This window comes from Thermoflexus hugenholtzii (assembly GCF_018771565.1).
Taxonomy (GTDB): domain Bacteria; phylum Chloroflexota; class Anaerolineae; order Thermoflexales; family Thermoflexaceae; genus Thermoflexus; species Thermoflexus hugenholtzii_A.
In genome coordinates this window covers 587,162-611,616 of record NZ_CP076326.1, presented here as the reverse complement: position 1 = coordinate 611,616, position 24,455 = coordinate 587,162, and the positions used below count along the sequence as shown (strand labels likewise).

Sequence of the window (24,455 nt, the reverse complement as noted above, 5' to 3'; positions counted from 1 at the left end):
CCGAGTCGGAAAACGCAGAATGCGCGCCTCGTCTGATGTCTAAGCAACATCCGCTCCGGCCAGCCCGGAGGATCGCCCAGGCCCTCCGCTACTCACGGAGGATCGCATCGAAGCGGGGTTCCTCCAAAAACGAGGAAGCGCGCCGAGGGCGAAGGGGATAAGACGAGAAGGGGAATCCCTCCCGGGGCGGCGAGGCCATACCAAAACGGTATCTTCCCTTTGACAGCGGGTGTTCCGTGTGCGCGGCCCTGGCCCGGGAGGTGAAAGCCCGGAGCGGCGGGCAGCTGGGGGTGCGAAGTTTGTGGGAGCCCGAGGTCCGGGCCCTGCTGGACCGCGCCCGTCCCGGCTGGCGGTGGGAGCCGATGCTCGTTGAGATCAAGGGGGAGCGGGTGCGAATCTTTGCGGGCCTTTCCCTGCGGGCGCGCCTAGTGCAGGTCTTAGGCCCAGTGCGGGCGTTGCGGGTGGCCCAGGCCGTGGCCCGGCACGGCGGGCCGGTGCTGGGCGTGGATTGGGGGAGGCGGCGGTTGCTGCGCCAGAGCCTGGCCCTGGCCGGGCTGGCGCTGCTGCGGCGGATCCCCGGAGGGACCCATACCCCTCGAACCGCCGGTTCGGCCCCTCCTCGTCTCGGCCCAGGGGAGGGGGAGCTCTGGGAGAGGTTCGTGCTGCTTCCGGAAGGCGCCCCGCTGCCCTCCTTCGTGAGCTGTGCCCCCGCTCCCATCCTATGCCAGACCGATGGCAGCCCCGAAGCCGAGGCCCTGCGCGGGGAGACCCTTCCGGTGCAGGATCTGGCCGAGGCACGAGCGCAGATCCCCTTCCCCCTCTACCGGCCAACAGAGTTGCTCTTTCAACAAGGGCAGGTGATCCGGTTCCGAGGAGGCGGTCGAGTGTTCATCGTGATACTGGACTTCGGGCGGGCCTCTGAACCCGAAGGGAGCCTGTGGGCGCGTCCCATTTATCCTCGTCCTTATCCAGTGTGGCCGGTGCGGCATCCTGAGCAGCCAGAGATTCCAGTCCCACCGGCAAAGGTTTTCTTCACGCCGGCCCCTGGGGTGCTGCTTCCGACCGTGGATGGCTATATGGTGCATTGGATCGAACAAGATGTTCTTTACACCCTCGTGACTTATCAGGATCCTGAGGGATCCTTGATGCCCATCATTACAACCTCATTAACAAAATTTTAAGCGAAAGGAGGTTTTCCATGGCGTATGCATATGTTTATGCACCGATATCGGGAATCGTGACCGGGCGGGATTATTATTGTGATTGCCCAGCTTGCTACGGGAATTGTAGCGGATGTTTAAACGCTCATGGTCGTTGCAAGAATTGGTCTTCACCAATTGACATTGCAGGAACTGGATCAACATGCCCAACACCCGGATCGATTTGTCTATATGTCAATTATCCAACGGTTCGTCGCGTGCAAACATGGGTCGAATATCTGTGTTGCTGTAAAGAACCGAACAATAGCTACGCTCGTTCAATCACAGTTGATTTGTATATATACGATAACGGAAAGTATTGTTATGTTGGTTCAGTGATGTATGGTCATGTCGCTAATCCTACTGTAAGCAACGGACAGTGGATTGATTTAACTTCCCGTTCATATAAACTTGGCGATATTGTTGGAGGATGCTATCTCTGCAAATCATGGCCAAACCCATCCGATCAATGCAATTGTCCAACATGCTCTTGCTCAAATCGTGATTGCAGGTGCACAGTTTGTTATAGTGGATCCCATGTTCATCTTGAAAGATACTTAGGCGAGACAGTAGCTCCTTGTTGCTGTGTTGATGTCGCTCAAGGGACCACGGCCATCTATCGCTTCTATTACAATCCTGGTTATACTTGTTAAACAAGGAGAATGTGATGTGTGTTCTGTCTAAGCCGGGTCGGATTGCGATCATGATGCTGATGGTGCTAAGCCTGCTGAGCTGTAGGATGCCGCGGGCTCCTGGACCCCGGCCCACGTTGGAGAAGGGGTTCGGTTCACCCCTCTCTACCCCTCCTCCGCCCACACTCCCCACTTCCCCCTGCCTTCCTCCACCGGATATTTCGAGCGGGGAGACGCCCTCGCCGCTCCTGGACCTTCGGGATCTCCGCTGGGAGGAGCTGGCCCGACCCGACCGACGCCTGCGCCACCTCCCGGGTTCTCCGTATCCCATCTTCCCGGAGTCGATCTCCCGGGACGGCCGCCGCCTTACGGTGGTGTGGCGCTGGCCCCTGGAGCCCCCACTTCAGAATGCAGGTTTCCTGGCCTCCGCAGAACTGGATACGGAAGGCAATACCCACCACTGGCTCATCCAGGACGGGAGCGCCATCCGTGAGAAAGAGACCGTGGAGGAAGTCTGCTGCTGGACCCTTTCGGATGGCCGACGGCTCAGGGCCACCCGCACCCATGTCGGCCTCATTCGCCTGATCCTGGAAGAGGATCACCGCTCCCGCGTTCTGGAGCCGCCGGAACCGATTCGTGACCTTCTCCTGGCCCGGGACGCAGTGGCCCTCGCCTCCTCCCCAAACGGGACGGTGTGGCGAGTAGATCTGAACACCGGGACCTGGGAGAAGGTCCTGGAGAGTGAGCGGGGACTGTGGGGGGTGATCATGGCCCGGGATAGCGCTTACGGGTTGGCGCTGCAAGAGGTGGAAACCCCGGATGGGCTGCCGCGGATCCGGATCTGGCAAGTCCCCGCCCGCATGGGCGCGCCAGCCCGCCGGATCGATCTGCCGCTTCACATCCTTGGATCAGACGACCCGAACATCCCACCGACCAGGGAGATCGGAAACGGCCCTCACTGGCTCATCGGGGTGCCCAACGATGCATTCGGGAAGGGCTTCCTTCTGGACCTCCACGCCGGCCGGGTGGTGAGGCCCGCCGACCTGGGGCTTTCAGATTGGAACTTCTTCGACTACGCCCTTTCCCCGGATGGACAATGGCTGGCGATCGCCATGGTGCGCGTAGGCCAGCACCTCAAAGGGCCCGAAGATCCCGCCCGAGTCCTCTACCTTGCCCCGGGAGCCCATCTCAAAGCCGGCCGGCTTCTGGAAGGGGTCTCCATAATGACCTGGGGGGTCGATCCCCCTGCCGTCTTCCTGAAAGATCTGCAAACCGGTGAGCTGCGTGTGTTGCGCCTGCCCGCAGCTCCGGGATCCCTTGGAATTCCCCTCGCCGGCGCGCGACCGCCCCTCGTTCCTGTTCCAGACGGCGTGTTGGCCGTAAGGGGGGAGCATGGGGAACAGGCGGTGTGGCTGAACCTGGAGGGAGTCCCCCAGGCGACCCTGGATCTCTTCCCCTTCTACCAAGGCATATATGCGTTGCTTCCTGAAATCCAAGGGCGCCTGCTGAAACGGGTGTGGATCGGCGCCCAGGCGATCTCCCCTCGTTCGGACGGACGGTGTCAGTGGGGGTTGATTGAATGGATCCCCCCGCCATCGCCTGCTTCACATCCCGGAACAAACGAATCCGGCGATCCGGCCGCCGATGACGATCAGTCGAGAGACCTTTCCCTCCAGCTGGGATCTGCATCGCCCGTGCGGTTGGTCGCTCGGGGACGGGATCCAGACCCGGGAGCTCGAAGGGGGGTTCCATAAGGCGGGTGGGATGGTGGAAGCGATGGGGATGGATGTGGGACAATGGCCCTGACGCTGGGGGCGTGCGGGAGGGGCCGAGGAACCGCTCCCGCCCCTCCCCGGCCGGTGCCGATTCCGCACCGCAAGCGGGGGGAAGCGATGAGCGAACGATGGCTCCCTTACGATGCGGGGCCTGAAGGCAATTCTCCTAAGGGAACAGCCATGATGAAAACACCTCTTCTCCAAGTTCTCCTGATGCTGAGCTTTTTGGGGTTGCTGGGAGGATGCATAGGGGCATCCCCGGATCGGCCCGCGACCTCCGCGCCCGGGGCTTCGCCCTCCCCGACACAGCTCCCCACTGCAACGCCGGCTCCCACGGCCGCTCCCGAGCTCATCCGGCTGCTCGGCCTCGGAGATCGGCTCCGTCTGTCCGCCGACGGCCGCTGGGGGGTGGGGATGGACCGGGAGTCCCTCTTTCTCTGGGACGCCGGGCGGGGGGTCTTTGAGCCCCTACGCGTGGGCCCGGAGGGGCAGCCAGCCGCCGGCCTCGGCCCGGCTCTCTCGGCCGACGGCCGCTTCCTGGCCTTTTTCGCCCGTTCCCCGCTCCCCGCCTCCGCTGCCGATCCCGATTGCTACCCCCTGGCCGTCTATGACCGCCTCACCGGCGGGCTGGAATGGCTCCCTGGGGGCGTCTCCCGTATGGGGCTGGCCGGCCACGCCGGCCCTGCCCTCTCCGCCGACGGCCGCTGGATCGCCTGGGCCAACGACAGCGCCTGTAACCCCGGCCCCGGGGTGTATCTCTATGACCGCTACAGCCAGCGGCTCCATCGGGTTCATCCGCCCACCGAATCCCCCGCCGCCTCCGGCGGCGCCCTCGTGGCCCTTTCTGCCGACGGCCGCTTTCTGGCCTTCGTCACGAACGACGACGGCGTGGTCCCGGAGGACCGCAACGGCCAGTTCGATGTCTTCCTCTACGACCGGGAGACGGGGAAGACCGTCTGGGTCAGCCGGCCGGTTCGGCCCGAGGATCCTCCCCAGCCCAGTGGCCTGCAGCTGGTTCCCGGCACCGATGGGGCGTGGGAAGGGGGCATCGCCCTCTCGGCCGACGGCCGCTTCCTGGCCTTCGCCGCCGCGGCCCGGCTGGTGGATCGCCCGCTGAAGCCCTGCGCGCCCTGGCCCGGGGCGGAGCCGTTGCCTTTCTGCCGCCACATCTACCTGTATGACCGGGAGACGGGGCAGATGGAGCTGGTGGATGCGAACGCGGCGGGGGAGCCGGGGGATGGGGCGGCCGAGGGTCCGGCGATCTCGGGGGATGGCCGCTGGGTGGTCTTCGCCACCCGGGCGCGCAACCTGGGGTCGGTGGGCGCGACGGAGTGTCCCGCCCGGCCGGTGTGGGGGCGGCCCTGCGACCTGTGGCTGGCGGTGTGGGATCGGGCGACGGGTCGGATGACGATCCTGAGCCGGGGCGAGGCCGGTCGGCTGGCCGGGCCGAGCTACAACCCGGTCCTCTCGGCCGATGGGCGGTGGCTGGCCTGGGTCTCGGAGGCCCTGGAGTGGGTCGCCACGCCGCCGCCGTTGCCGCAGGGCCGGCCGGCCGATTTCCTGTATCTGGCCGAACGGGAGGCGTTGCTACGCCTTTCCGGCGGACCCTAAGGCGGGGCCCGGGATCCGGAACCGGGCGGGCGCAGGAGATGGATGCGCCCTGCGGTCGAGGAGGCCCGCGCTGCAGCCGCACGGTCCACCCTGTGCCGCATCGGTGCGGTCCGGAGAGCGGGGGCGCTCGGGTGGGGTGGCGGGGATGCGGGGCCGTGGGCGGAGGCGCTGCGCGTGGCCCCGGAGGATCCGAGTCCGCGGCTTCTTCAACGGCCTCCGGCGGCTTCGGGCAGCCCGGCCCAGCTTAGACGAAGAGATCGCCCAGGCCCTGTCGATCCGCCGGAGCCCGCGGCGCGCCCACCTCCAACGGCTGTTCGCCCGTCTGGGACTCCCCGGCCGACAGGCCCTGCGGGCCGGCGGGCTGGAGGACCCCGCCATCGCCGCCGGGCTTCGGGGAGACCCCCTGGCCGCCCGGGACAGAGGACCCCGATGGCCGCGCGGTGTCCTCCCTTTTGGAGGACACCACCCGAATTGGTCCTCCTTTTTGGAGGATCACGGCTTCCGCTGGCTGGATCGCATGAAAACCGAAAGCCGATCCGCGAGCGGAGGGGGAAGCGAGGAGCGAACGATGGCTCCTTCACGATGCAGGATGCTTGGAGATGGAGGGCAGGCTTATCGGGCCTATTTCGCATGCGAGGCCTCCGTAAGCGGAGGATCAACGGTGCTTTACTGGTGGGTCCGATGATGCGCGAGAAACCGTGGTGGCTCAGTTACTTCTGGATCGGCATTGCACTGGCGATGGGCGCGTGCGTCAAAGGGGAAATGACCCCCCGGACGCTACCCGAGCCGGTGCAGGTGTGGACGCGCGGCATGGGAAGCCTCACCGGGCTGGCCTTGCTGGAGGAGCCCCCGGCCCTGGCGGTGGGGCTTACCACCGGCCTCCTGCTTATGGACTTGACCTCCGAACCACCTCAGGGGAAATGGGTATCCCGGGGATGGATCGCCCACCTGGCCGCACGGCCCCACGCCGTCACCCTGGCCATCGCCTGCCTTCGGGGTTGTCCCTCCCTGGCCCTCTACGACCCTCCCTACGAGCAACCGCAGCACGTGCTGTTGCGGGAACCGGAACCGGTGAACGACCTGGCTTTCTCTCCAGACGGGCGATTCCTCGCCGCCGTGACCGACGTTCATGGGTTCCTCTGGCGTTTGGAGCCGACGCCCACCCTGCATGGGACCTTCCCCCTTCCGGATTTTGAGGATGCACGCGCTGGGGAGGCCATCGCGTTCACGCCGGATGGACAGGAGGTGCTGGTGGATGCAGGCGTTGTGCTCCGGCTCTCGGTGGAAACCGGCCAGCAGATTGGGGCCCTGAACACAACGGGGGATGTGAAGGCACTGGCGGTGTCGCCCGATGGCCGGTGGGCAGCGGGAAGCGACGCGGAGGGCATCACGATCTGGGATCTGAGGACGGGTGAGGTGGTTCAGCGGTTGGCCGAGAGGAACCCCGGGGCCCTGGCCTTCGCGGACGGGGGACGGGTGCTGCGCTCCCAGCACGGGGAGTGGGAGGTAGCGACCGGGCGCCGCCTGGGAGACCGACAGGAGCCCCTCACGGTGTGGCAGGCTGCCCGGCCTGGGGGAACCGCGCGGCTCTGGCAGGAAGGCGAGACGGTGTGGATGGAAACGGCGACCGGGGATCGGCGGCAGCTGCTCGAGACGGGAGCGGCGGCGCCCGGACTGGCCTTCAGCGCCACCGGAGAGACGCTGGCCTATCTGGGGCGCGATGGCACGATCCGGGTGCTGGAGGTGCCAGGGGGACAGGAGCAGACCCGTATCCCCTTGGGGGAAGGACAGTGGCAGCCGGCTTGGCCAGATAGGGAGCTCTTAAGGGGGGAACAGGCCGGCGAGCGGTGGGTTTGGGATCTCCGGACGCTCCGGTCGTGGAAAGTTCCCCCGGGTCCACGGGGAGTCTACAGTCTGGCAGTGGCTCCGGATCGTTCGCGGTGGGCCGTGGGGACCGAGGATGGGACCATATGGGTGGGGGAAGTGGACAGGGAGCGCTGGCAGTGGTGGGCGCAAGGAGGACCCAACCCGATCCAGGCGCTGACCTTTTCCCCGGACGGACGATGGGTGGCCGCCGGCAGTTCCCAGCACGGCCCGGGCCCGGCGATGGATGAGACTCCTTTGCGGATATGGGAAACGGCCAGTGGACGGCTGGTCTGCGCGACGGATCTGGGGTGGGGAGCCCAGGATCGGCTCGGGCAGGTGGACGTGATGCGACTGGCTTTTCATCCGGATAATCAGCGATTGCTGGCCCTGGGCGTAGCCACGAAGCCGGAAAACACACCGGAGTTGATGAAAACCCAGTGGCGCGGCCGGTGGGTGGAGGTGCCGGGATGCATGCTTCGGGAAGAGTTTCCACTGACTGGATGGCCCGGAGCACTGATCACCTCTCCCGATGGACGATGGTTGGTCATCCAGATCGGGGAGGAATGGATGTGGTGGGATCTCCGGCGAGATCTGCCGGGGGATGGGAAGCCCGGCGGCCGTTTGAACGGATGGGGGGCAAACGCGGTCGCCACCTTTAGTCCGGACGGGCGATGGCTGGCCGTAGTCCTGGAGGATGGCCGGGTAAGCCTCTGGCAGATGCCCCCATAAGCGCGGAGAACCTGGCTCGCCTCCGGAGGATGGAGAGCGATGAGAGGAGCGCAACCCGCAGAAGCCCGAGGTCCAGGCCCTGCTGGACCAGGCCCACCCCGGCTGGCAGTGGGAGCCGATGCTCGTCGAGATCGAGGGGGAGTGGGTGCGAATCTTTGCGGGCCTTTCCCTGCGGGCGCGCCTGGTGCAGGTCTTAGGTCCGGTGCGGGCGTTGCGGGTGGCCCAGGCGGTGGCCCGGATGGGAGGCCCGGTGCTGGGCGTGGATTGGGGAAGGCGCGATTTCCTGCGCCGGGCCGGAGGGGCTCTGCTTGGCCTTCTAACGCTACAAGGCCCGGGAGCTCCGCTTCGCTCTGGGACAGCCGGACCCCCCATCCCCTCCCAATCCCGGCCGCCCTCCCGCCGACGGGTGCAACGGGGGGAACCCCTCTACAGCGCCCTCTTCCAACAGGCTCAGAAACAGTTCCGCCTTGAGACCTGGAACGCTGAGCCCGACTGGAAGGAGGTGTGGCTATATTCTTTTTCTTTTGAGAGGGGCTCCGCCCTGGTCGCCCCGCTGTTCCCATCGGGTTCATCGCATCGCTTCCTGACCGCCTCAGTTCGCGGGACGGAGATCCTAGTCCTGTATGTGGTAGAGATCGAGTGGGAGGAGAGCGCCTCAATGACAGGGCGCATGCGGCTTTATCATCCAGATGGAAGGATCCTGCTGACAGCCGACCTCCCCAAGGGCGAAGGGGAAGCATCACGATCTCCCCAAAACCGCCCTCCGGGTCACCCGAGGCCTTCCCAAGCGATTTGCTGCCACCAGCCCGAAATATGGATTTGCATTGCCGAGGGACTGGGCCTATGCAGTGTATGCTGTTGTTATACCCCCGCTAGCTGCGCTGCTTGCGCGGCCGGAGTTGCGGCGTTCTGCGCCGCTGTTTTGTGTTATTTCTGCTAAACTTGCTTGGAGGTCCTAAGATGAAGGTGGATCTCCTGGACCTATTGGGGATTCTGATGCTCCTGATCCCGGTGGTGGCACTGGGCCTTTCCCTGGAGCTCTTGAAGATCGAGGCCCTGACCCTGGGTTTCCTGGCCTACGGGCAGTTGCGCTCCCCCTTGCGTCCATCCCCCCGCCCTCGCCTGGCCCTGGCTTTGATCGGGCTCAGCTTTGCCTTGGCCCTGGCAGCCGGGCTTTCCGGCCAGGCTCGCTCCCTCTTCGATGCCCTGGCCCTTATGATCCCCCTGGGCATCGCCTTCGGGGAATGGGGGCGGATCCGGCAGGCCAGGTCCCCTCATCTGACCTGAGGTCATACGAGTTCAATTGGAGGCGATCCTCCCGGTGCTGGCCGGCACCCTCCGCTTCGCCATCGTGTTTGCCCTTGTGCGCTCTCTGGCTTTCTTCCGAAAACGCTGACTTGCTGCTTGGAGAAGCGATACCCCCGGGCTGATGGGATGGACCCGCCGCAACAGGTCGAAGCCGGAGCAAATAGGGGGGCGCTCCCTGTGGGACCCCCGGTTATCGCTCCACCTCCCAGGGGGCGGGCCGCGGGGCGCCTTGAAGGGAATCCCGGATGAGCGGGGCGAACTCGGGATAGCACGCGGCGAAGGCGCAGAGCAACCCGAAGCAGCCCGCCAGCATCATGTCCCCATAGGGGACCGCAAAGTAAACCGGATGGCGGGACCCCCGCAACAATCCGCGGCGGGGCCCGACGACGGCCACCCCCTCCGGCCGCATCGGCGCGGCCTCGAACACCAGCGCCCCGTGGCCCATGTCGTCGAACACCTCCTCAAAACCCAGGGCGCCCTCCGCCAGCCGGCCCAGCAGGCGATCCAGCTTCTCCCCATCCAGAAAGCCTGTGTGGTGCTCAAAGAGCCCCTCCACCTGCCCTTCCCGCAGCCGAAAGGCCAGGGTGTGGAAGTTCCCGATGTTCACCACCAGGCACTGCCGCCAGGCCGCCACCCGGGGATCCAGGGTGGCACCCAGGGCCGCCGCGGGGGCGGTGTCCATCCCCACCACAGGGCCGTCGAAGGCCTCCCGCACTGTGCGCACCACCGCCTGCAACCGGGTGAGGGGGGCAGGGATCTCCTCCCCTCGATGGGCGAAGACGGTGAGCGCCCGATGCTCGGCCAAACGCTGGGCCAGGTAATCGAACCGGAACTTGCGGTCGGAGTAACCGGGGGGCGCCGCCCCGTGATCGAAGACCGCCACGGCGACCCCGTCCGGCCGGAAGGGCACTCCGAAGGCCTCGAAGGCCTGCCGCAACGCCTCCCAGTCGAAGTCCCGCAACACCAGACGAACCACCCGATCCCCCATGCGAGCGGCCTCGTCCTCGCTGACGAGGCGCACCCCCATCGCCTGCACCACATCCAGATCGTCGTTGAAGGTCCGCGCCGCCTCCGGCGTCGCATACACCGGGAGGCCGGCCCGCAGGTGGTCCTCCACCGCCCACTGGCATGGCCCACCGCCCATCAGGACGCCGGTTAAGAGGATCGGCCGGCGCTCCCGGGTGGCCTGCCGCACCGCTCGCGCCACCCGCATGGTCGGCGAAGGCAGAACCAGCTGATAGGCGTTCTCCAGCTCCTTCTCGCTGTCGTAGAGAAGGATGTCCTGGGTCCCGGTCCCGATGTCCACGCACAGGATCTTCATCGCCGCTTCCCTTTTCGAAACGATCTCAACCTCGCGGCCCCGATCCCACCGGCGTCCCTTCCGCCATCATGGCCTGCAATCGAAGAACCGCCTCCCCCACGCTTTCCACCACCTGCAGCAGGCCCAGGTCCTCCTCCCGGATGTAGAGGGGATCGTGATAGGCCTCCAGCAGGCGACGCCAGCGCGTCCCGATCAGGAGAAAGGGCCGGGGGGCCAGCTCCCGGGTCTGGAGGAGGCTCCAGGCCATGGCCATCTCGCTCAGCGTCCCGATGCCGCCGGGCAGGGCGACCATGGCGTCGCCGGCGGTCACCAGGTAATGCAGGCGCTGGAAGAGCGTGGGGAACTTGATCTCCACATCGAGATAGGGGTTGGCCTTCAACCCCCAGCGGTCGAACAGGTCCACCGTGACCCCGATGGCGAGCCCGCCGGCTTCCCGCGCCCCGCGGCTGACCGCCTCCATCGTCCCCCCATACCCGCCGCTCATCACGATGAAGCCGGCCTCGGCCAGGCGGCGGCCCAGCTCCCGGGCCATCTCGTAATCCGCGGATCCCGGCGCCGGGGCGTGGCCGCCGAACACCGCAACCACCCGCTGCCGCATCCCCTCCTCCTTTAGAACGTCCCGATCCCCTGGTAGCGGAACCGCTCGATGAGAAGGATACCGAGGAAGGTGAGGAGGAGCAACAGCGTGCTCATGGCCATCGCCTGGCCCAGGTTCAGCTCCCCGGGCTGGCTCAGGAAGCGGGCGATGGCCAGGGGCATGGTGGGCATGGTGGGCCGGGCGATGAGGGCGGTGGCCCCGAACTCCCCCAGGGAGACGCAGAAGGCGAAGACGGCGGCGGCCAGCCACGCCCGGCCCAGCAGGGGCGCCTCCACCCGCCACCAGACCTGCGCCGGCGAGGCCCCCAGGGTCATCGCCGCCTCCCGCCAGCGCGGGTTCATCCCCTCCAGGGCCGGCAGGAGGATGCGCACCACGAACGGATAGGCGATCAAGGTGTGGGCGATCACCACCAGCAGCGGCGAGGTGCGCAGGGCCTGCACCGCCGCCACGAGCCCCGGCCACGCTTTCAGGAACCCAGGCGGATGGCTGAAGCCGACCAGGAACCCGAACCCCAGGGTGACCGCTGACGTGGAAAGGGGAAGCATCAGCAGCGGATCCAGCCAGCGGATGCGACGCCGGCCCGCCAGCCCGTAAGCGGCCAGCCCGCCCAGGGACAGCGAGAGGCCCATGGTCGCGGCGGCGAAGAGCAACGAATTGCGAACCGCCTCGATGGGCGCCACGTAAGTGACGGCGCCGCGCCGGTTGATCCAGAGCTCCCGATAGTAGCCCAGGGTGATCCACCCGGTGTAGTAAGCCGGCTCTCCGGGCTTGCGCAGGGTCATCGGGGTCACCGAGCGCAGGGCCAGGGCCAGCAACGGCATGCCGATCCAGAGGAAAAGGATCGCCAGCCCCAGGCCGGCCATCAGGCGCTCCCTCCACGTCCGCAACGGGCGACCGGTGGAAGCCTCCGGCCGCCATTCCAGAGGAACCACCCAGCGGGCCTGAAGCCGCGTGTAAAGATAGAGGAGCGCGAAGTTCAGGGCCAGCTGGACCAGGGCGAGGGTGGCCGCCGCCGGCAAACGGAAGAGGCCGACGGCCTGCCGGTAGATCTCCACCTCCAGCGTAGCATACTGAGGACCACCCAGCAGCAACACCACCCCGAAGCTGGTGAAATCGAACAGGAACACCAGGGCCGCGGCGGCCAGGATGGCCGGGAGCAACAACGGCCCGGTCACCCGCGTGAGGACCCGCCAGCGATCCGCCCCCAGGGTCCGGGCCGCCATCTCCAGGGTGGGATCCAGATGGCTCCAGGCATTCCCCACGATGCGCAGCACCAGCGTGAGGTTGTAGAACACGTGGGCGACGACGATCGCGGTCAGGGTGTTCACGAAGGGGATCGGCGGTTCCGGGAGGCCGAACAGGGCCATCAGGGCCTGATTCACCCAGCCCCGAGGGCCCAGGAGGGCCGTGAAGGCCGCCGCCACCACCACCGTGGGGAGCACGAAGGGGACGGTGGCCATCGCCTGCCACAGGCGGCGGCCCGGCAGCTGATAACGGGCGAAGAGGCCCGCCAGGGGGAGCCCCAGGAGAAGGGTCACCGCCGTGGAAAGGGCCGCCTGCCCCACCGTGAACCCCAGGACCTTCCGGAAGGACGGGCTTCCCAGGGTCCGGAGGATCGCCTCCCCTTCCAGGACGCCTGCGGGCATGAGGCTCAGGCGCAGGATCGAGATGATGGGATATGCGTAGAAGAGGGAAAAGAACAGAAGCGGCAGCGCCAGCAGGAGATCTCGTCGGCCCACTTTTCCCATGCGGGTTCGCATCCTGAGCAGGCAGCCCCGATCGATCCCCGACAGACGCCCGGTTTACCCGGACGCCTCCAGGATCTGCCGGAGACATTCCAGAGCAGCGGGGAGCGGATCCCGCCATAGCCATTCCGCTTCGATCCAGAACCCCGGGACCGCCGTGGACGGGATCCGCCCCTGAGAGATCTCCCCCACCCGGTAGCCGGGGTGATCGAGCCGGTGGATGGTCACCACCCGGAGCTCAGGATCCACCACCCAGTATTCCCGAACTCCGCCCTCCTCGTATATCCGGGCTTTCTCTTCGAGATCATAGCGCCGGGTGGATGGAGAGACGACCTCCACCACCAGGTCCGCCGGGCCCTCCACCCAGTCAGAGCGGCTCCCCGGGAGACGATCCCGATGCACGAAGAAGAGGTCCGGCTCTTTGACCGCCCCCGGCCGCAGGCGAAGAACCGCCGGCCCATTGAAGACTTCTCCCAGCCCATGCGCTTCGACGTAGCCCCGCAGCAGAAAGGATAGAAATCCCACCAGGCGCTGGTGGGAGAGCGTGGCGGGCGAGTGCACGATCACCTCCCCGTCCTCAAACTCCCAGATGTGGTCCTCCGGCGCCTCTTCCAAGTAACGGGCCTCGGTCCATCCTCCCAGACGGAGCAGGAAAGCGCCCCGGATCTCCTCGCCGCTTTCCGTCATCAACCGAACCCTCATCGCCGGACCTCCCGCACCCCGGTTCGGGCGAGCCGGATCTGCGTTCTTCACATTTTCCTCGATCCTCATCGCAACATCAAATCCGTCCACTCCTGAATCCACCGCTCCCGGTTGGCATCGATCCGGGCGGGATCCAGGCGGGCGGGCTCCCTCGGGACCTCTGCGAACTTCTGGAAGAAGTCCGGGAGCTTGGCCTTCGGGTGGACCGGGAAGACGAACATCTGGAGGGGGATGTCTTCCTGGAAGCGCAGGCTGATCATGTAATCCATCCAGCGCTCCGCCAGGTCCCGGTTCCGCGCCCCTTTCAGGATGCCGGCGAACTCAATCTGGCGGAAGCAGGCGTCCTTCCCCAGGACGTTCCCGGTGGGGGGCTCGGAGAGCTGGCCCTGGCTGAAATACACCTCCGCCGCCGGGCTGGTGGCGTAGCTCACCACCAGCGGGCGTGTCCCCGGGCTCCCCGTGGCCCCGCTGAACTCTTTGTAATACGCGTCCTCCCAGCCCTCGGTGATCTTCACATCATTGGCCTTCAGGGCCCGCCAGAAATCCAGCCAGCGCTCCTCCCCGAAGTGGGCGATGGTGGCCAGCATGAACGCCAGGCCCGGGGAGGAGGTGGCCGGGTTCTCCACCACCAGCAAGCCCCGATACTCCGGCCGCGCGAGGTCCTCCAGGGTCTCCGGCGGCTTCAGTCCCTTCTCCCGAAAGTATTTCTTGTCGTAGTTCACGCAGACGTCGCCGTAATCGATGGGGATCAGCCGGAGCTCGGGGTCCAGGATGAACTCCGCGGGGATCTCCTCCAGGCCCTTCGGCCGGTAGGGTTCGAAGAGGTCCTCCCGGATGGCCCGGCTGAAGAAGGTGTTGTCGACCCCGAAGAACACATCGGCCAGGGGCGCTCCCTTGGCCAGGATGGCCTTGTTGAGAGCGGCCCCCGCATCGCCTGCTTTGAGGATCTGGACCCGCGCGTTGTAGCGCTGCTCGAACTCCCGCAACACCTCTTCGCTGACGGCGAAGCTGTCGTGGGTCATCAGCACCAGCTCCCGCGGGCCCGCCGGTGTGGCCGTGGGGGCCGATGGGCTCGGGGAGAGCGTGGGGGCCGGCGTCGCCGGAGCCGGCGAGGGCGCCGGCGGCGCCGCAGGCGTGGTGCAGGCCGCTGTGAACACCATCAGCACGCCGATGAGAATCGCTCGGCGCTTCATCGTTCCTCCCTCCGGATGGGAAGATCTGAAAGCCGCTTCACCCTACAACGGCAGAAGGGGCTTTCGCTTTGGCCCATGTCCTTGAACGATCGGAGAGGAGCAGAGGCCAGCCTCTCCCCTCCCGTTGCGCCCTGCGGTCCAAGCCGAGCAACTGCGGGCAGTTGCCCTCCATCCCATCTGCGATCATCGGAGAGAAAGCGCCGCGATCCTTCGACCCGAACCTCCGGTTCTCGATGACACGAAGGTCGCGGCGAAAGCCGCTCCTACAAAAACGTGCTTCTGTAGGAGGGACTTTCGCCCCGAACTCCCGTCTTCGATGACACGATGGTCGCGGTGAAGGCGACTCCGGCAACCCCGAGCCCTGGTTCTCGATGACACAAGGGTCGCGGCTGAAGCCGCTCCTACAAAAACGTGCTTCGGTAGGAGGGACCTTCGCCCCGAACGCCCGTCTTCGATTTGATGACAGGATGCGGGCCGAAATGAATTTCGGCCTGCTTTGTGGGTCGCGGTAGTCACTCCTTTTGGTATTGATAATGCTTGAAGGTCAAGAACTCTTCCCAGGTCCAGATATGATCGGTCAACCCGATGGCCATCGCCGGCGTCCGCGGCCGATACCGCCGCCCCTCCGGCAGGCCCTCCCCCGCTTCCCGCAAGGCCCGATGGGGCCGCAGCCAGTTGTGCTCAAACAAACAGAGGATCACCAGCGCATCCCAGGTCCCTGTCGTCTTCGCAAAGGCATGGGTCTTACGCGTCAGCGCATTCAACCGATCGCGCAACATGCCATTCAACCGTTCCTCATGCACCGGATAGGGGCAATCCACCGCCTCCCCAGAACCTGACGCACCTCCACGCGCACCATCCGGCCCTGATGACGACGCTTGACCGCTTGCGTCAACCCCACCCCAGGCGTGAGCACCAGGGGCGGACGCCCCCGCTTTCCCGTCGGTTGCGCGTCCCGATAGACCTGACGAACCGCCCGTCGGTAGACCGGCCGTCCATCGCTGATCCAGATCACGCCCCCCTGCCAGATGTGCGCTGGCGGGTCTGCGCCACCACCTTCGGCGCGACCTCATCCTCCGAAGACCCAAAGCCCCACGCCACCACAAAACGAGTCGCCCGGTCCTGGCTCAAACATCCCCAACGCGGGCCCACCCCGCCCGCCGAGGCGTCTGGATCTCCAGCCTCTGGACACTTTTTTTGACAAACGACCAGAAAGCATCCACCTCGACCTCGCTCAAATGCAGGTCGTGGACCAGGACCTCGGTGAGGGCCTCAGCGTGTTGGGCGGCCATCCGGAGCCATCGGCCAATGGTTTCATATTTGTGGCCGGTGATCTCCTCAGCGGCGCTCAGGCTCCCCCGACGCATCACCACCAGCAGGGTGCGCGCCACTTCCGCAGGGGTCACACGCAAGCGATACATCGCCGTGCCCAGGGTAGGCCCAAACGAGCGCCCGCAGTTCCGACAGACCCAACGGGGCCGCCCACCCTTACTGCCGTTCTTTACCACATGGGTGGCCCCACAGCGAGGGCAGGGGGGGTTCTGGGAATTGGGCTTTCGATTCATCGGGCCCACCTCCGTCGGAATCTGGCCCCGATTATACCACCGAGCACTACTCAGGGGGGTGATTACCTGGGTCGCGGCGGAAGCCACTTTCGTCCCGAACCGGCGGTCCTCCATGATCCTGTCGGCCGGTTGCAGCCATCCCCGGTTGCGGGTTTAACCCTCTCCCCGCTCGTGGATCACCAGAAGGAGGCCCCGTCGGACCCGCACCCGGGCCCGGGGGGCGATCATCCGGTTGCTCACCCCCAGGGTGACTCCAAAGGGCAACGTCCCCTCTGTCAGAGGGTAGAACAGCCCCTCTAACGTCACCCCCTCCGCGTCCCCGATCAGCGGGATCAGGGAGACCCGATCTCCCGGCTCCCCCTCGATCCAGCCCTCCTCCCGGATCACGAAGGCCTCCCGCCCCGCCCCCACGAAGCGGACGTCCCAGCCTGCCCATCGCGGGTGGGCCAGAAGCAGCAGCGAGGCCAGGGTCTGATCCAGCCGGGAGCCCCATGCCCCGAACACCCGGATGGTCGTCCCCAGGGTTCGGGCGTAGTCCAGGGCCAGCTCCAGATCCGTGGCGTCTTTATCCACCGGATGACGCTCGATGGAGACCTCGTGGGCCTCCAGCCAGGCGAGGGTCTCCGGATCCATGGAATCCAAATCCCCGATCACCCGATGGGGGAGGACGCCGATGGCCCGCAGGTGGGCCGCCCCCCCATCCGCGGCCAGGATCCAACGCGCGCCGGAGGTCGCCCGGCGCAACGCCTCGCCCTCAACGTCCCCGCCCGCCACCACCACGATCATCCCCGCGCCCCCATGGTCCGAGATGAAGGAAGAAACGCTTCGCATGGACCCCGCCGGATGGGCTGCGGCTTGCCAGAGGAATCCGCACCGGGGGCAGAGGCGAAAGCGTCGAAGGGGCCCATCGCGCTTGAAGAGGAGGCATCGCTCCCTTCCCTCCGCCGGCATGACCCGGATCCGGTTCAAGGAGTCGGCGCCGGGCCTTCGGGGAATCCCCTCCGGAAGGCGCCCTCTCAGCCCGCTTCCCCGCGGACTCCCCCGGGAATCCGCCTGCTGCAGCGAAAAGCGTTACACGCTCCAGTCTATCCGTGATCTTCGCTCCTCGTCAACCATCGACCCCGCGACCGCTCTTCCCAATCGAGAGCAGATGATTCCCCCCACATCCGCAGGGGGTTCCAGGGCCTAAGAGATGAGCGGTTTCAGCGTTTTTCAGGCCCTAATGCTTGACAAGCAAACAGATTCAAAATAGGGCCAGGGTTCCTCGCGGCCGAAGGCTCTTCCCTTCCTGGCCGGAGGGAGTGGGCGGCATGGATTCCCCCGCGCGGCATCCCGGAGAGGTCCTTCGGATGGGATCCCCAGCGGGATCTGGCGCTGCGCAAGGCGTTCATCACCGCCGAACCCCTCCCCGCCTCCCTGCGTCAGGACCTGCAACGATTCGGGCTGTCCGTGCGCCAGGGCTACGGCACCGCGGAGTGCGGCTGCCTGGGTTACGAATGCGAGCGGGAGGAAGGGCTTCACGTGCCGGAGGATGCTTACGTCGAGCTGTGCGACCCCCAGACCGGTGAGCCGGTTCCCCCGGGCGAGCTGGGGGAGATCGTGGTCACCCTCTTCCATCCGGCCTACGCGCTGATCCGCTTCGGGACCGGGGATCTCTCCCGCTGGCTGCCGGAGCCCTGCCCCTGCGGGCGCGCCACCCCACGCCTGGCCGGGATCCTGGGCCGGGTGGGCGAAGCGGTCAAGGTGCGGGGGATGTTCCTGCACCCCCGCCAGATGGAAGCCGTCTTCGCCCGCTTCCCCGAGGTCCAGGCCTACCAGGCCGTGATCGACCGGGAAGCCCACGTCGACCGCCTGACCTTCCGGGTGGTCCTCCGGGAGCCGCCCTCCGATCCGGAGGCCGTGCGGGCGCGCCTGCGAGAGGCCATCCGGGATGGGTTGCGCTTCCAGGCGGAGATCCTCCTGATCCCTCCTGAAGAACTCCCTCCGGGAAGCCCGCGCCTGCTGGATCTCCGACGCTGGGATTAGGGCGCGACGCGCTCCGGGCTGGCCTCATATCCCTCGACCGCCCCCGCGTCCATGCGCAACGCGCAGGCGATGATCCGCGTTTTGTGGTAAAAACATAAAGCAGGAGCCCGGCGCTTCCACCTCCGGTGATACCCAAGAGCAGGCTCAGGCTGAATCCGTGGGGGGTCGGACGTGAAAAAGATCCTGCTGATCGAAGACGACGTGGAGCTCGCCCGCTTCCTGGCCTGGCAGCTGGAACAGAACAACTACCAGGCTCTCGTCGCCCACAGCGGCCCGGAAGGCCTCGCTCTCCTGCAAGCGCAGAGGCCCGACCTGATCCTTCTGGACCTGATGCTGCCTGGCATGGACGGCTGGGAGGTCCTGCGGGCCATCCGCGCCACCTCCGAGATCCCCGTGATCATCATCAGCGCCCTGGGAGCGGAGTCCGATATCGTGCGCGGCCTGGAGGCCGGCGCGGATGATTACCTGACCAAGCCCTTCGGCCCCCGCCAGCTCCTGGCTCGCGTCCAGGCTGTCCTGCGGCGCTACGAGTCCACTACCGCCCGCGGGGTCTACGACAACGGCCGCCTCTACGTCAACCTGATCACCCAGGAGGTCCGGGTCGACGGACGCCCGGTGGAGCTGACGCCCACGGAGTTCCGGCTCCTCTCCACCCTCGCCCGCTTCGCCGGCCGCCCCCTCACCCACGACTTCCTCCTCCGGGAGGTATGGGGGGAGGAGCACGTCCAGGACCGCGGCTACCTCAAGCTCTACATCTGGTATCTCCGCCAGAAGATCGAGCCGGACCCCGATCACCCGCTCTTCATCCGAACGGAGCGGGGGATCGGCTACCGGCTCGTCGGCCCGGACGAGCTGGGGACGGTGGAGTAAGAGGAGGAGGGCTGTGGGATTCCCCGGCGCATGGCGCTTCGATCCCCTCTCCGCCCTGATCGGGGCCATGCTGGCCCTGCTCGGCGTCGGATTGCTTTATGCGGTCCGGCGTCCCCTGCAAGCCCGCTACGCCGCGCTGAGAGGCCGCCTGGAGCAGGCCGGCCAGCGCCTGCGCCTCGCCGCCGAGTCCCAGTATCGCCAGTGGCTGGCCGAACAGCTCCCCCACTGGATCGCCTGGTCCGCCCTGGATCCCCGGCTCGCCCGTTGCCTGATCGAGCCCGCCCTGCTCCCGCCGCCCCCCTATCCCTCCACCCGCATCCAGACGCCCCCCTCGGAGGATCCCATCCCCCTGCGGCAGGCGCTGCGGGCAACCCGACGGCTCTTCATCTACGGCCCTCCCGGCAGCGGCCGCACCGGCGCCCTCTGCTACCTGATCTGGGAGGCCCTGGCCGGGCGCCCAGATGGGGAGGCGCCGCTTCCCCTCTACGTGCGCCTCCCGCTCATCGAACCCGATCCCACTGCCTCGCCCGAGGCCCTGCTCCTCAGGTTCCTGGGCCGGATAGTCCCCCTCATCCTCCGACCCCGCCTGGACGGGATGATCCGGACCGCCCTGAAGGATGGAAGCGCCCTCCTGCTCCTCGACGAGCTGGAGGAGGTCCCTCCTCCCCGCCGGCCGGAGGTCATCCGCTGGCTGGGACGGCTCGTCGAGGCCTATCCTGAGCTTCGCATCGTGGTGGCGGGGGATCACTTCCCCACCCAGCCCCTGGAGGCAATGGGCTTCGTCGCCCTCCCGCTGGCTCCCTGGTCCAGAGCCCAGGTTGAGCGATTCCTCGAGGGATGGGCGGAGGCGACGGGGATCCCCCTCCCGGATCTCCGGGAGCGATCCGCCGCATGGCGCCAGGATCGGACGGGACGCTGGCGTCCGGCGGATGTGGCGGCTGCCCTCGCCCTGGGATCCGAACGCCCAGGGGATCCGGGGCTCTACGACGCCATCCTGGAACGCCTGCTCCAGGGGATCATCGGGAAGACCGCGCTGACCATGCCCGGCGCCCGGCTGGTCCTCGGGCGGGTGGCTTTGCGGCTCCTGGAGGAGGAACGCTTTCCGATCACCCTGGAGGATCTGGAAGAGACCATCCGCCAGACCCTCCCGGAGCTGGCGGCCCCGGCCGCCCGACGTCAGATGGACGCCGCCATCGAAGCCCTCACCGCCCCCGGCCGGCCCATCGTCCCCATCGATGAGGAGCACGGACACTTCCGCCATCCCCTCCTCCAGGCGTATCTGGCGGCGTGGGCAATCGCCCAAGCCGGCGATCCGGCGCCCCTTGCGCGCCATCTCGATGATCCGCGATGGGAAGCCGTCTTCACGTTCTACGCGGCCCTTGGACCGATGATCGGGATCGTCGAACGCGCCTTGTCGGAGCCCGACGACGCCTTCCACACGCGGCTGCTGCGGGTAGCCGAGTGGATCGCCGTGGCCTCGCCCCAGGCGCCATGGCGCGCGGACGGGATGGCCGCCCTGGCCCGGGCCTTTCTGAAGCCCGGCCTGCCCCCCACCCTGCGCCGGCGCCTCGCCGAGGCTCTGGTCCGCACCGGCGACCGGGGGGTGCCGGTGCTGTTCCGCAAAGCCCTCCGCCACTCGGACCCTGAGATCCGTCTCGCTGCGGTCCGCGGGCTGGGATGGCTGGGGCAGGAGAGCGACCTGCCCTTCCTGGAGCAGGCCCTGTCGGATCCCGATCCTGAGGTCCGCCGGGCCGCGGTGATCGCCCTGGGGGAGCACGGCACCGAACCCGCCATGCAACGGCTGGTTCTTCTGCTCCTGGAGGCCGAAGAGGAAATCCGGATCCTGGCGGCGGAGGCGCTGCGGAACTACCCGGAGGGCCCTCAGCTGCTCCAGGAGGCGACGGAGGAGGCGGACTGGCGCGTGCGGCGGGCGGCCGCCTTCGCCCTGGCTGGCTTTCGGGAGGAGTGGGCGAAGACCCGGCTGGAGGCCCTGGCTCGAGAGGATCGGGAGTGGCTGGTGCGCTCGGCCGCCCAGGACGCCCTGGCCCGCTGGGGGGCCGGCCGGGAGCCCGCCTCGCCCGACCTGCGCCCGGTGGTCCTCGAGCAGCTGGGGTGGCTGATCGAGTGGGCGGTGCGGGAAGGAGAAGGAGTTGGGGGCGGGTCGGCCCGGCAAAGCCTGTATCGGGCGCTGGAACGAGGGGAGCCAGAGGTGCAGCGGGCGGCGTTGCTCACCCTGGCCCGGATCGGGGAGGCCGACGACCTGGCCGCTATCCGGGCTGTGGCCTTCGATCCCCGGGTGGACGCGCTGACCCGCGATCTCGCCCTCCGCGCCCTGGAGGCCATCGCCCGCCGCACCGGCGCCCGGGTGCTGTAGCCCCTTGAACCCGAACACGGCGAGATCTCCTCGAAGGAGGGAACCGTCTATGGCGGATCCCGCGCTTCCGGACCTTCTCTCCCTGAAAGGGAAGAGAGCGCTCATCACCGGGGCGGCGTCCGGGATCGGGAGGGCCATCGCCCTCCGGTTCGCGGAGGCCGGGGCGAACCTGGAGCTCGTGGATCGGGACGAAGAGGGCCTTCGACGCCTTCGCGAAACGCTCCGGGAGAGCCGGGTGGAGGTCCACATCCATCGAGCGGATCTCTCCCGCAAGGAGGAGATCGAGGCCCTGTGGGCGCGGCTCAAAGGCCACTCGGTGGAGATCCTGGTGAACAACGCAGGGGTTTACACGTTCCGGCCTTTCGAGGAGATCGATGAAGCCTTCTATGACGGGGCCATGGCGGTGAACCTGGACGCCGTCTTCTGGATGTGCCAGGCGTTCATCCGCGCTTTACCCCGGGGACGAGGGGGTGCTATCGTGAACATCAGCTCGGTGGAGGCCTTCCTGCCCTTTGCGGAGGGGCTCGTTCACTACGACGCCGCCAAACTGGGCGTGGTGGCCCTGACGCGCGCCATCGCCAGAGAGTTCGGCCGCCGGGGGATCCGGGCCAACGTCCTGATCCCTGGGGGGATCCGAACAGAAGGCGTGCGCCGGCTCCAGCGGGAGACCCTCCGAAGGCTGAACATCCGGCGGATGATCCTCGCCTTCCACTTCAACGCCCGGCTTCCCATGGGCCGGTTCGGGGATCCGGATGAGGTGGCCCGGGCCGCCCTTTTTCTGGCCAGCGATCTGGCCAGCTATGTCAACGGAGCGGTCCTCGCCGTGGATGGTGGATTCCTCTCGAGTTAGCGATCATCCCGGGGGCCGGAGGCGTTTATGCCCCACTGGTTTCTGGCCATCGAAGGCGTGATCGGCGTCGGCAAGACCACCCTGGCCCGCATGCTGGCCCCTGCCCTGCAGGCCCGTCCCTTCCTGGAGCGGTTCGAGGAGAACCCGTTCCTCCCCCACTTCTATCAGGACCGCGCCCGCTATGCCTTCCCCACCCAGATCTTCTTCCTGCTCAGCCGCTACCGGCAGCATCAGGAGCTCGCCGCCCACCTGGAGCACGGGCCGGTGGTCAGCGATTACATGTTCGCCAAGGACCGCCTGTTCGCGCGCCTGAACCTGACCGGGGACGAGCTGGCCCTTTACGAGCAGCTCCACCAGGCCCTGGCGGAGAAGATCCCCACGCCCACCCTGGTCCTCTATCTTCGGGCGGATACCGACACGCTGATGGCCCGCATCGCCCTGCGGGATCGCCCCTACGAGCGCGGGATGGACCGCGGCTACATCGAGCGCCTGCGCCTCGCTTACGAGTCCTTCTTCGCCGCCTACCCCGGTCCCTTCCTGATCATCGACGCCACCCGCAACTTCGTCCAGGACGAAACGGTCTTCCAGGAGATCCTGGATCAGGTCCGCGGCGCCCTGGGCCTCGGCCCCGCCCCCCAACCCCTCCCCATCTTCCCAGCCCCCCGTCCCGCCCCACCCCCCAGCCCGGATCCCCTCCTCCAGGCCTGGAGCGACCTCACCCGCACGCTGGACGCCCTCCAGCAGGCGCTCTGGAGGACCCCCCGCGACCCCGTTCGGATCACCCAGCTCATCGAAACCTGCCGGGCCCAGCTGGAACAGATCTCAGAAAAATTGAGTCCTGGGACCTGAAATCCTCAAAACGCTTAGAAACCGATCTCCTGGTCCGAGACTCCTTCTCCCGGGATCCGGGCCTCCAATTCGCCGGAGGGGAACCGGCCGATGTAAAATAAGGTTAGAAAACGGGCGATGGATGACGGGAGAGGGTGGTGAGGTTCAAATGGTGCTTCGGATCACAGAGCGAGCCCAGCGCGCGCTGGAAGAGCTGCATCCCAAGCATCGGGAGCAGGTCATGCGGCGGATCCGTCAGCTGGAGCGAGCCCAGCGCCCCCTGCTGACGAAGATCCGCCATGATCGGGGAGAATTATTGTCTTATCGGGCAGGCGAGTATCGGATCTACCTGACCTGGGACGAGCATACGCTTTGGGTTGAGGACATCCGCAAGCGGAACGATGCCTATCGTTGAGAGCCGCCATGCCGGAACGGCATCCGTCCGGTAACGCAGGAGGATCGGCAGGCCCTTCCCGAAGCCCAACGCCCGGGTTTCCCCGGCCGGACCGGTGGATCAGAGCCTCTGCCTCCGGTTCTCCGTCCGCGAGCGCTTTGGGACAACTGCGCGCAGTTGCCCCAGGCCTCCTGTGGCCACAGAACCTCCAGGCTCCAATCGGGACCGGGCGGACATCGCCGCGGGATGAAACGCGCCCTGGAAGGAGGTGATCTTCTTTGCCGCGCTCCATCGAAGCCATCCGCATCGTCCAGGAGCCCCTATCCGGCTCCGCGGATCTGATCGATCTCTACTTCCGCGCCTATCAGCCGCTGGGGGACTACTTCTACCGCCATCGCGCAGAAGTGAAGGCCTACCTGAAATGGCTCCGCCACCGCGATCCCACGGGCTCCTTCATCGCCTACGATGGCCCGCGCCCGGTCGGCTTCATCGCCACCGACTCCCACTGGGACCACGGGACGGTGGGGGCGATCCATGAGCTGGTGGTGGACCCCGAGTATCAGGGCATGGGGCTGGGGCGCGCGCTGCTGCTGCGGGGGATGGCCTACCTGCGCGCCCGGGGCTGTCGGGAGTGCGAGCTCTGGGTGGGGGAGCGCAACGAGCGGGCCCGGGCCCTCTACCGGAACCTCGGCTTCCAGGAGAACGGCCGCTGGGGGAAATGGGTCCGGATGACCCGTTCCCTCGACGACCTGCCCGAGGTCCTCGCCCCCGAAGCCCTGACCGCTCGCCCCGCCCCACCCGATCTCAGCCCGTGACCCGCGATCGGAGGGCCCACCGCGAACCTTCATCTAATGAAAGACGGAGCCCGGG

At 67.0% G+C, this 24,455-nt stretch carries 22 protein-coding genes and 1 riboswitch; of the genes, 12 read left to right on the top strand and 10 right to left on the bottom strand.

Annotation, left to right across the window (positions count from 1 at the left end; all coding sequences use genetic code 11):
- The first annotated feature begins 236 nt into the window (after positions 1-236).
- The 3 genes from KNN16_RS02895 (at position 237) to KNN16_RS02885 (ending at position 5,217) form a co-directional block, all read left to right on the top strand.
- Complete coding sequence (locus KNN16_RS02895; protein ID WP_303898663.1) at positions 237-1,181, top strand: hypothetical protein; 945 nt, start codon at positions 237-239, stop codon at positions 1,179-1,181.
- Between the two features lie 757 nt (positions 1,182-1,938).
- The gene (locus KNN16_RS02890) at positions 1,939-3,585 is read left to right on the top strand and encodes a hypothetical protein (protein ID WP_303898661.1); all 1,647 of its coding nucleotides are present in this window, start codon (positions 1,939-1,941) and stop codon (positions 3,583-3,585) included.
- Between the two features lie 204 nt (positions 3,586-3,789).
- Positions 3,790-5,217, top strand: a complete 1,428-nt coding sequence (locus KNN16_RS02885) for a hypothetical protein (RefSeq protein ID WP_303898660.1) — start codon at positions 3,790-3,792, stop codon at positions 5,215-5,217.
- Between the two features lie 244 nt (positions 5,218-5,461).
- Here the strand turns inward: KNN16_RS02885 and KNN16_RS02880 are convergent, their stop codons facing one another.
- Positions 5,462-5,680: a hypothetical protein gene (locus KNN16_RS02880; protein ID WP_303898659.1), complete on the bottom strand. Its 219-nt coding sequence runs from the start codon at positions 5,678-5,680 to the stop codon at positions 5,462-5,464.
- Between the two features lie 218 nt (positions 5,681-5,898).
- On the opposite strand from KNN16_RS02880, the gene KNN16_RS02875 reads away from it, so the two are divergent.
- Entirely contained in the window at positions 5,899-7,812 is a 1,914-nt protein-coding gene (locus KNN16_RS02875; protein ID WP_303898658.1) for a hypothetical protein, read from the top strand.
- 960 nt (positions 7,813-8,772) lie between these two features.
- Positions 8,773-9,099 (top strand): hypothetical protein, encoded by a 327-nt coding sequence (locus tag KNN16_RS02870; RefSeq protein ID WP_299286959.1) that lies wholly within the window; start codon positions 8,773-8,775, stop codon positions 9,097-9,099.
- A gap of 211 nt (positions 9,100-9,310) precedes the next feature.
- Here the strand turns inward: KNN16_RS02870 and KNN16_RS02865 are convergent, their stop codons facing one another.
- The 9 genes from KNN16_RS02865 to KNN16_RS02825 form a co-directional block, all read right to left on the bottom strand.
- Positions 9,311-10,441, bottom strand: a complete 1,131-nt coding sequence (locus tag KNN16_RS02865; RefSeq protein WP_303898656.1) for a DUF1786 domain-containing protein — start codon at positions 10,439-10,441, stop codon at positions 9,311-9,313.
- A gap of 25 nt (positions 10,442-10,466) precedes the next feature.
- On the bottom strand, positions 10,467-11,039 hold the full coding sequence (locus KNN16_RS02860) for an LOG family protein (RefSeq protein ID WP_299286965.1): 573 nt from the start codon (positions 11,037-11,039) through the stop codon (positions 10,467-10,469).
- 11 nt (positions 11,040-11,050) lie between these two features.
- A complete protein-coding gene (locus KNN16_RS02855; RefSeq protein ID WP_299286968.1) occupies positions 11,051-12,787 on the bottom strand; it encodes an iron ABC transporter permease in 1,737 nt (578 codons plus the stop codon).
- Between the two features lie 54 nt (positions 12,788-12,841).
- On the bottom strand, positions 12,842-13,486 hold the full coding sequence (locus KNN16_RS02850; RefSeq protein WP_299286971.1) for a Uma2 family endonuclease: 645 nt from the start codon (positions 13,484-13,486) through the stop codon (positions 12,842-12,844).
- A 65-nt stretch (positions 13,487-13,551) separates the two neighbouring features.
- Positions 13,552-14,679, bottom strand: coding sequence for a thiamine ABC transporter substrate binding subunit (locus KNN16_RS02845; protein WP_303898652.1), 1,128 nt, complete (start codon positions 14,677-14,679; stop codon positions 13,552-13,554).
- Between the two features lie 512 nt (positions 14,680-15,191).
- Entirely contained in the window at positions 15,192-15,467 is a 276-nt protein-coding gene (locus tag KNN16_RS02840; protein ID WP_303896286.1) for a hypothetical protein, read from the bottom strand.
- A complete protein-coding gene (locus KNN16_RS02835; protein WP_303898628.1) occupies positions 15,464-15,694 on the bottom strand; it encodes a hypothetical protein in 231 nt (76 codons plus the stop codon). The genes KNN16_RS02840 and KNN16_RS02835 overlap by 4 nt, the downstream gene beginning before the upstream one ends.
- A 112-nt stretch (positions 15,695-15,806) precedes the next feature.
- Positions 15,807-16,100 carry a hypothetical protein gene (locus tag KNN16_RS02830; RefSeq protein WP_303896281.1) on the bottom strand — a complete coding sequence of 98 codons (294 nt, stop codon included), beginning with the start codon at positions 16,098-16,100 and terminating at the stop codon, positions 15,807-15,809.
- Between the two features lie 297 nt (positions 16,101-16,397).
- A complete protein-coding gene (locus KNN16_RS02825) occupies positions 16,398-17,030 on the bottom strand; it encodes a thiamine diphosphokinase (protein ID WP_303898650.1) in 633 nt (210 codons plus the stop codon).
- 132 nt (positions 17,031-17,162) lie between these two features.
- Positions 17,163-17,297: riboswitch (TPP riboswitch) on the bottom strand.
- A gap of 195 nt (positions 17,298-17,492) precedes the next feature.
- On the opposite strand from KNN16_RS02825, the gene KNN16_RS02820 reads away from it, so the two are divergent.
- From KNN16_RS02820 to KNN16_RS02790, 7 genes are all read left to right on the top strand, one after another.
- Positions 17,493-18,269 carry a phenylacetate--CoA ligase family protein gene (locus KNN16_RS02820; protein WP_369685878.1) on the top strand — a complete coding sequence of 259 codons (777 nt, stop codon included), beginning with the start codon at positions 17,493-17,495 and terminating at the stop codon, positions 18,267-18,269.
- A gap of 171 nt (positions 18,270-18,440) precedes the next feature.
- Positions 18,441-19,139, top strand: a complete 699-nt coding sequence (locus KNN16_RS02815; protein ID WP_303898648.1) for a response regulator transcription factor — start codon at positions 18,441-18,443, stop codon at positions 19,137-19,139.
- 13 nt (positions 19,140-19,152) lie between these two features.
- Entirely contained in the window at positions 19,153-21,513 is a 2,361-nt protein-coding gene (locus KNN16_RS02810) for an NACHT domain-containing NTPase (RefSeq protein WP_303898646.1), read from the top strand.
- Between the two features lie 49 nt (positions 21,514-21,562).
- A complete protein-coding gene (locus KNN16_RS02805; protein WP_303898644.1) occupies positions 21,563-22,363 on the top strand; it encodes an SDR family NAD(P)-dependent oxidoreductase in 801 nt (266 codons plus the stop codon).
- A 27-nt stretch (positions 22,364-22,390) separates the two neighbouring features.
- Positions 22,391-23,212, top strand: a complete 822-nt coding sequence (locus KNN16_RS02800; protein WP_303898642.1) for a deoxynucleoside kinase — start codon at positions 22,391-22,393, stop codon at positions 23,210-23,212.
- A gap of 148 nt (positions 23,213-23,360) precedes the next feature.
- Positions 23,361-23,606, top strand: a complete 246-nt coding sequence (locus KNN16_RS02795; protein WP_303898640.1) for a type II toxin-antitoxin system RelE/ParE family toxin — start codon at positions 23,361-23,363, stop codon at positions 23,604-23,606.
- A 257-nt stretch (positions 23,607-23,863) separates the two neighbouring features.
- A complete protein-coding gene (locus KNN16_RS02790) occupies positions 23,864-24,400 on the top strand; it encodes a GNAT family N-acetyltransferase (RefSeq protein ID WP_303898638.1) in 537 nt (178 codons plus the stop codon).
- Positions 24,401-24,455 lie beyond the last annotated feature (55 nt).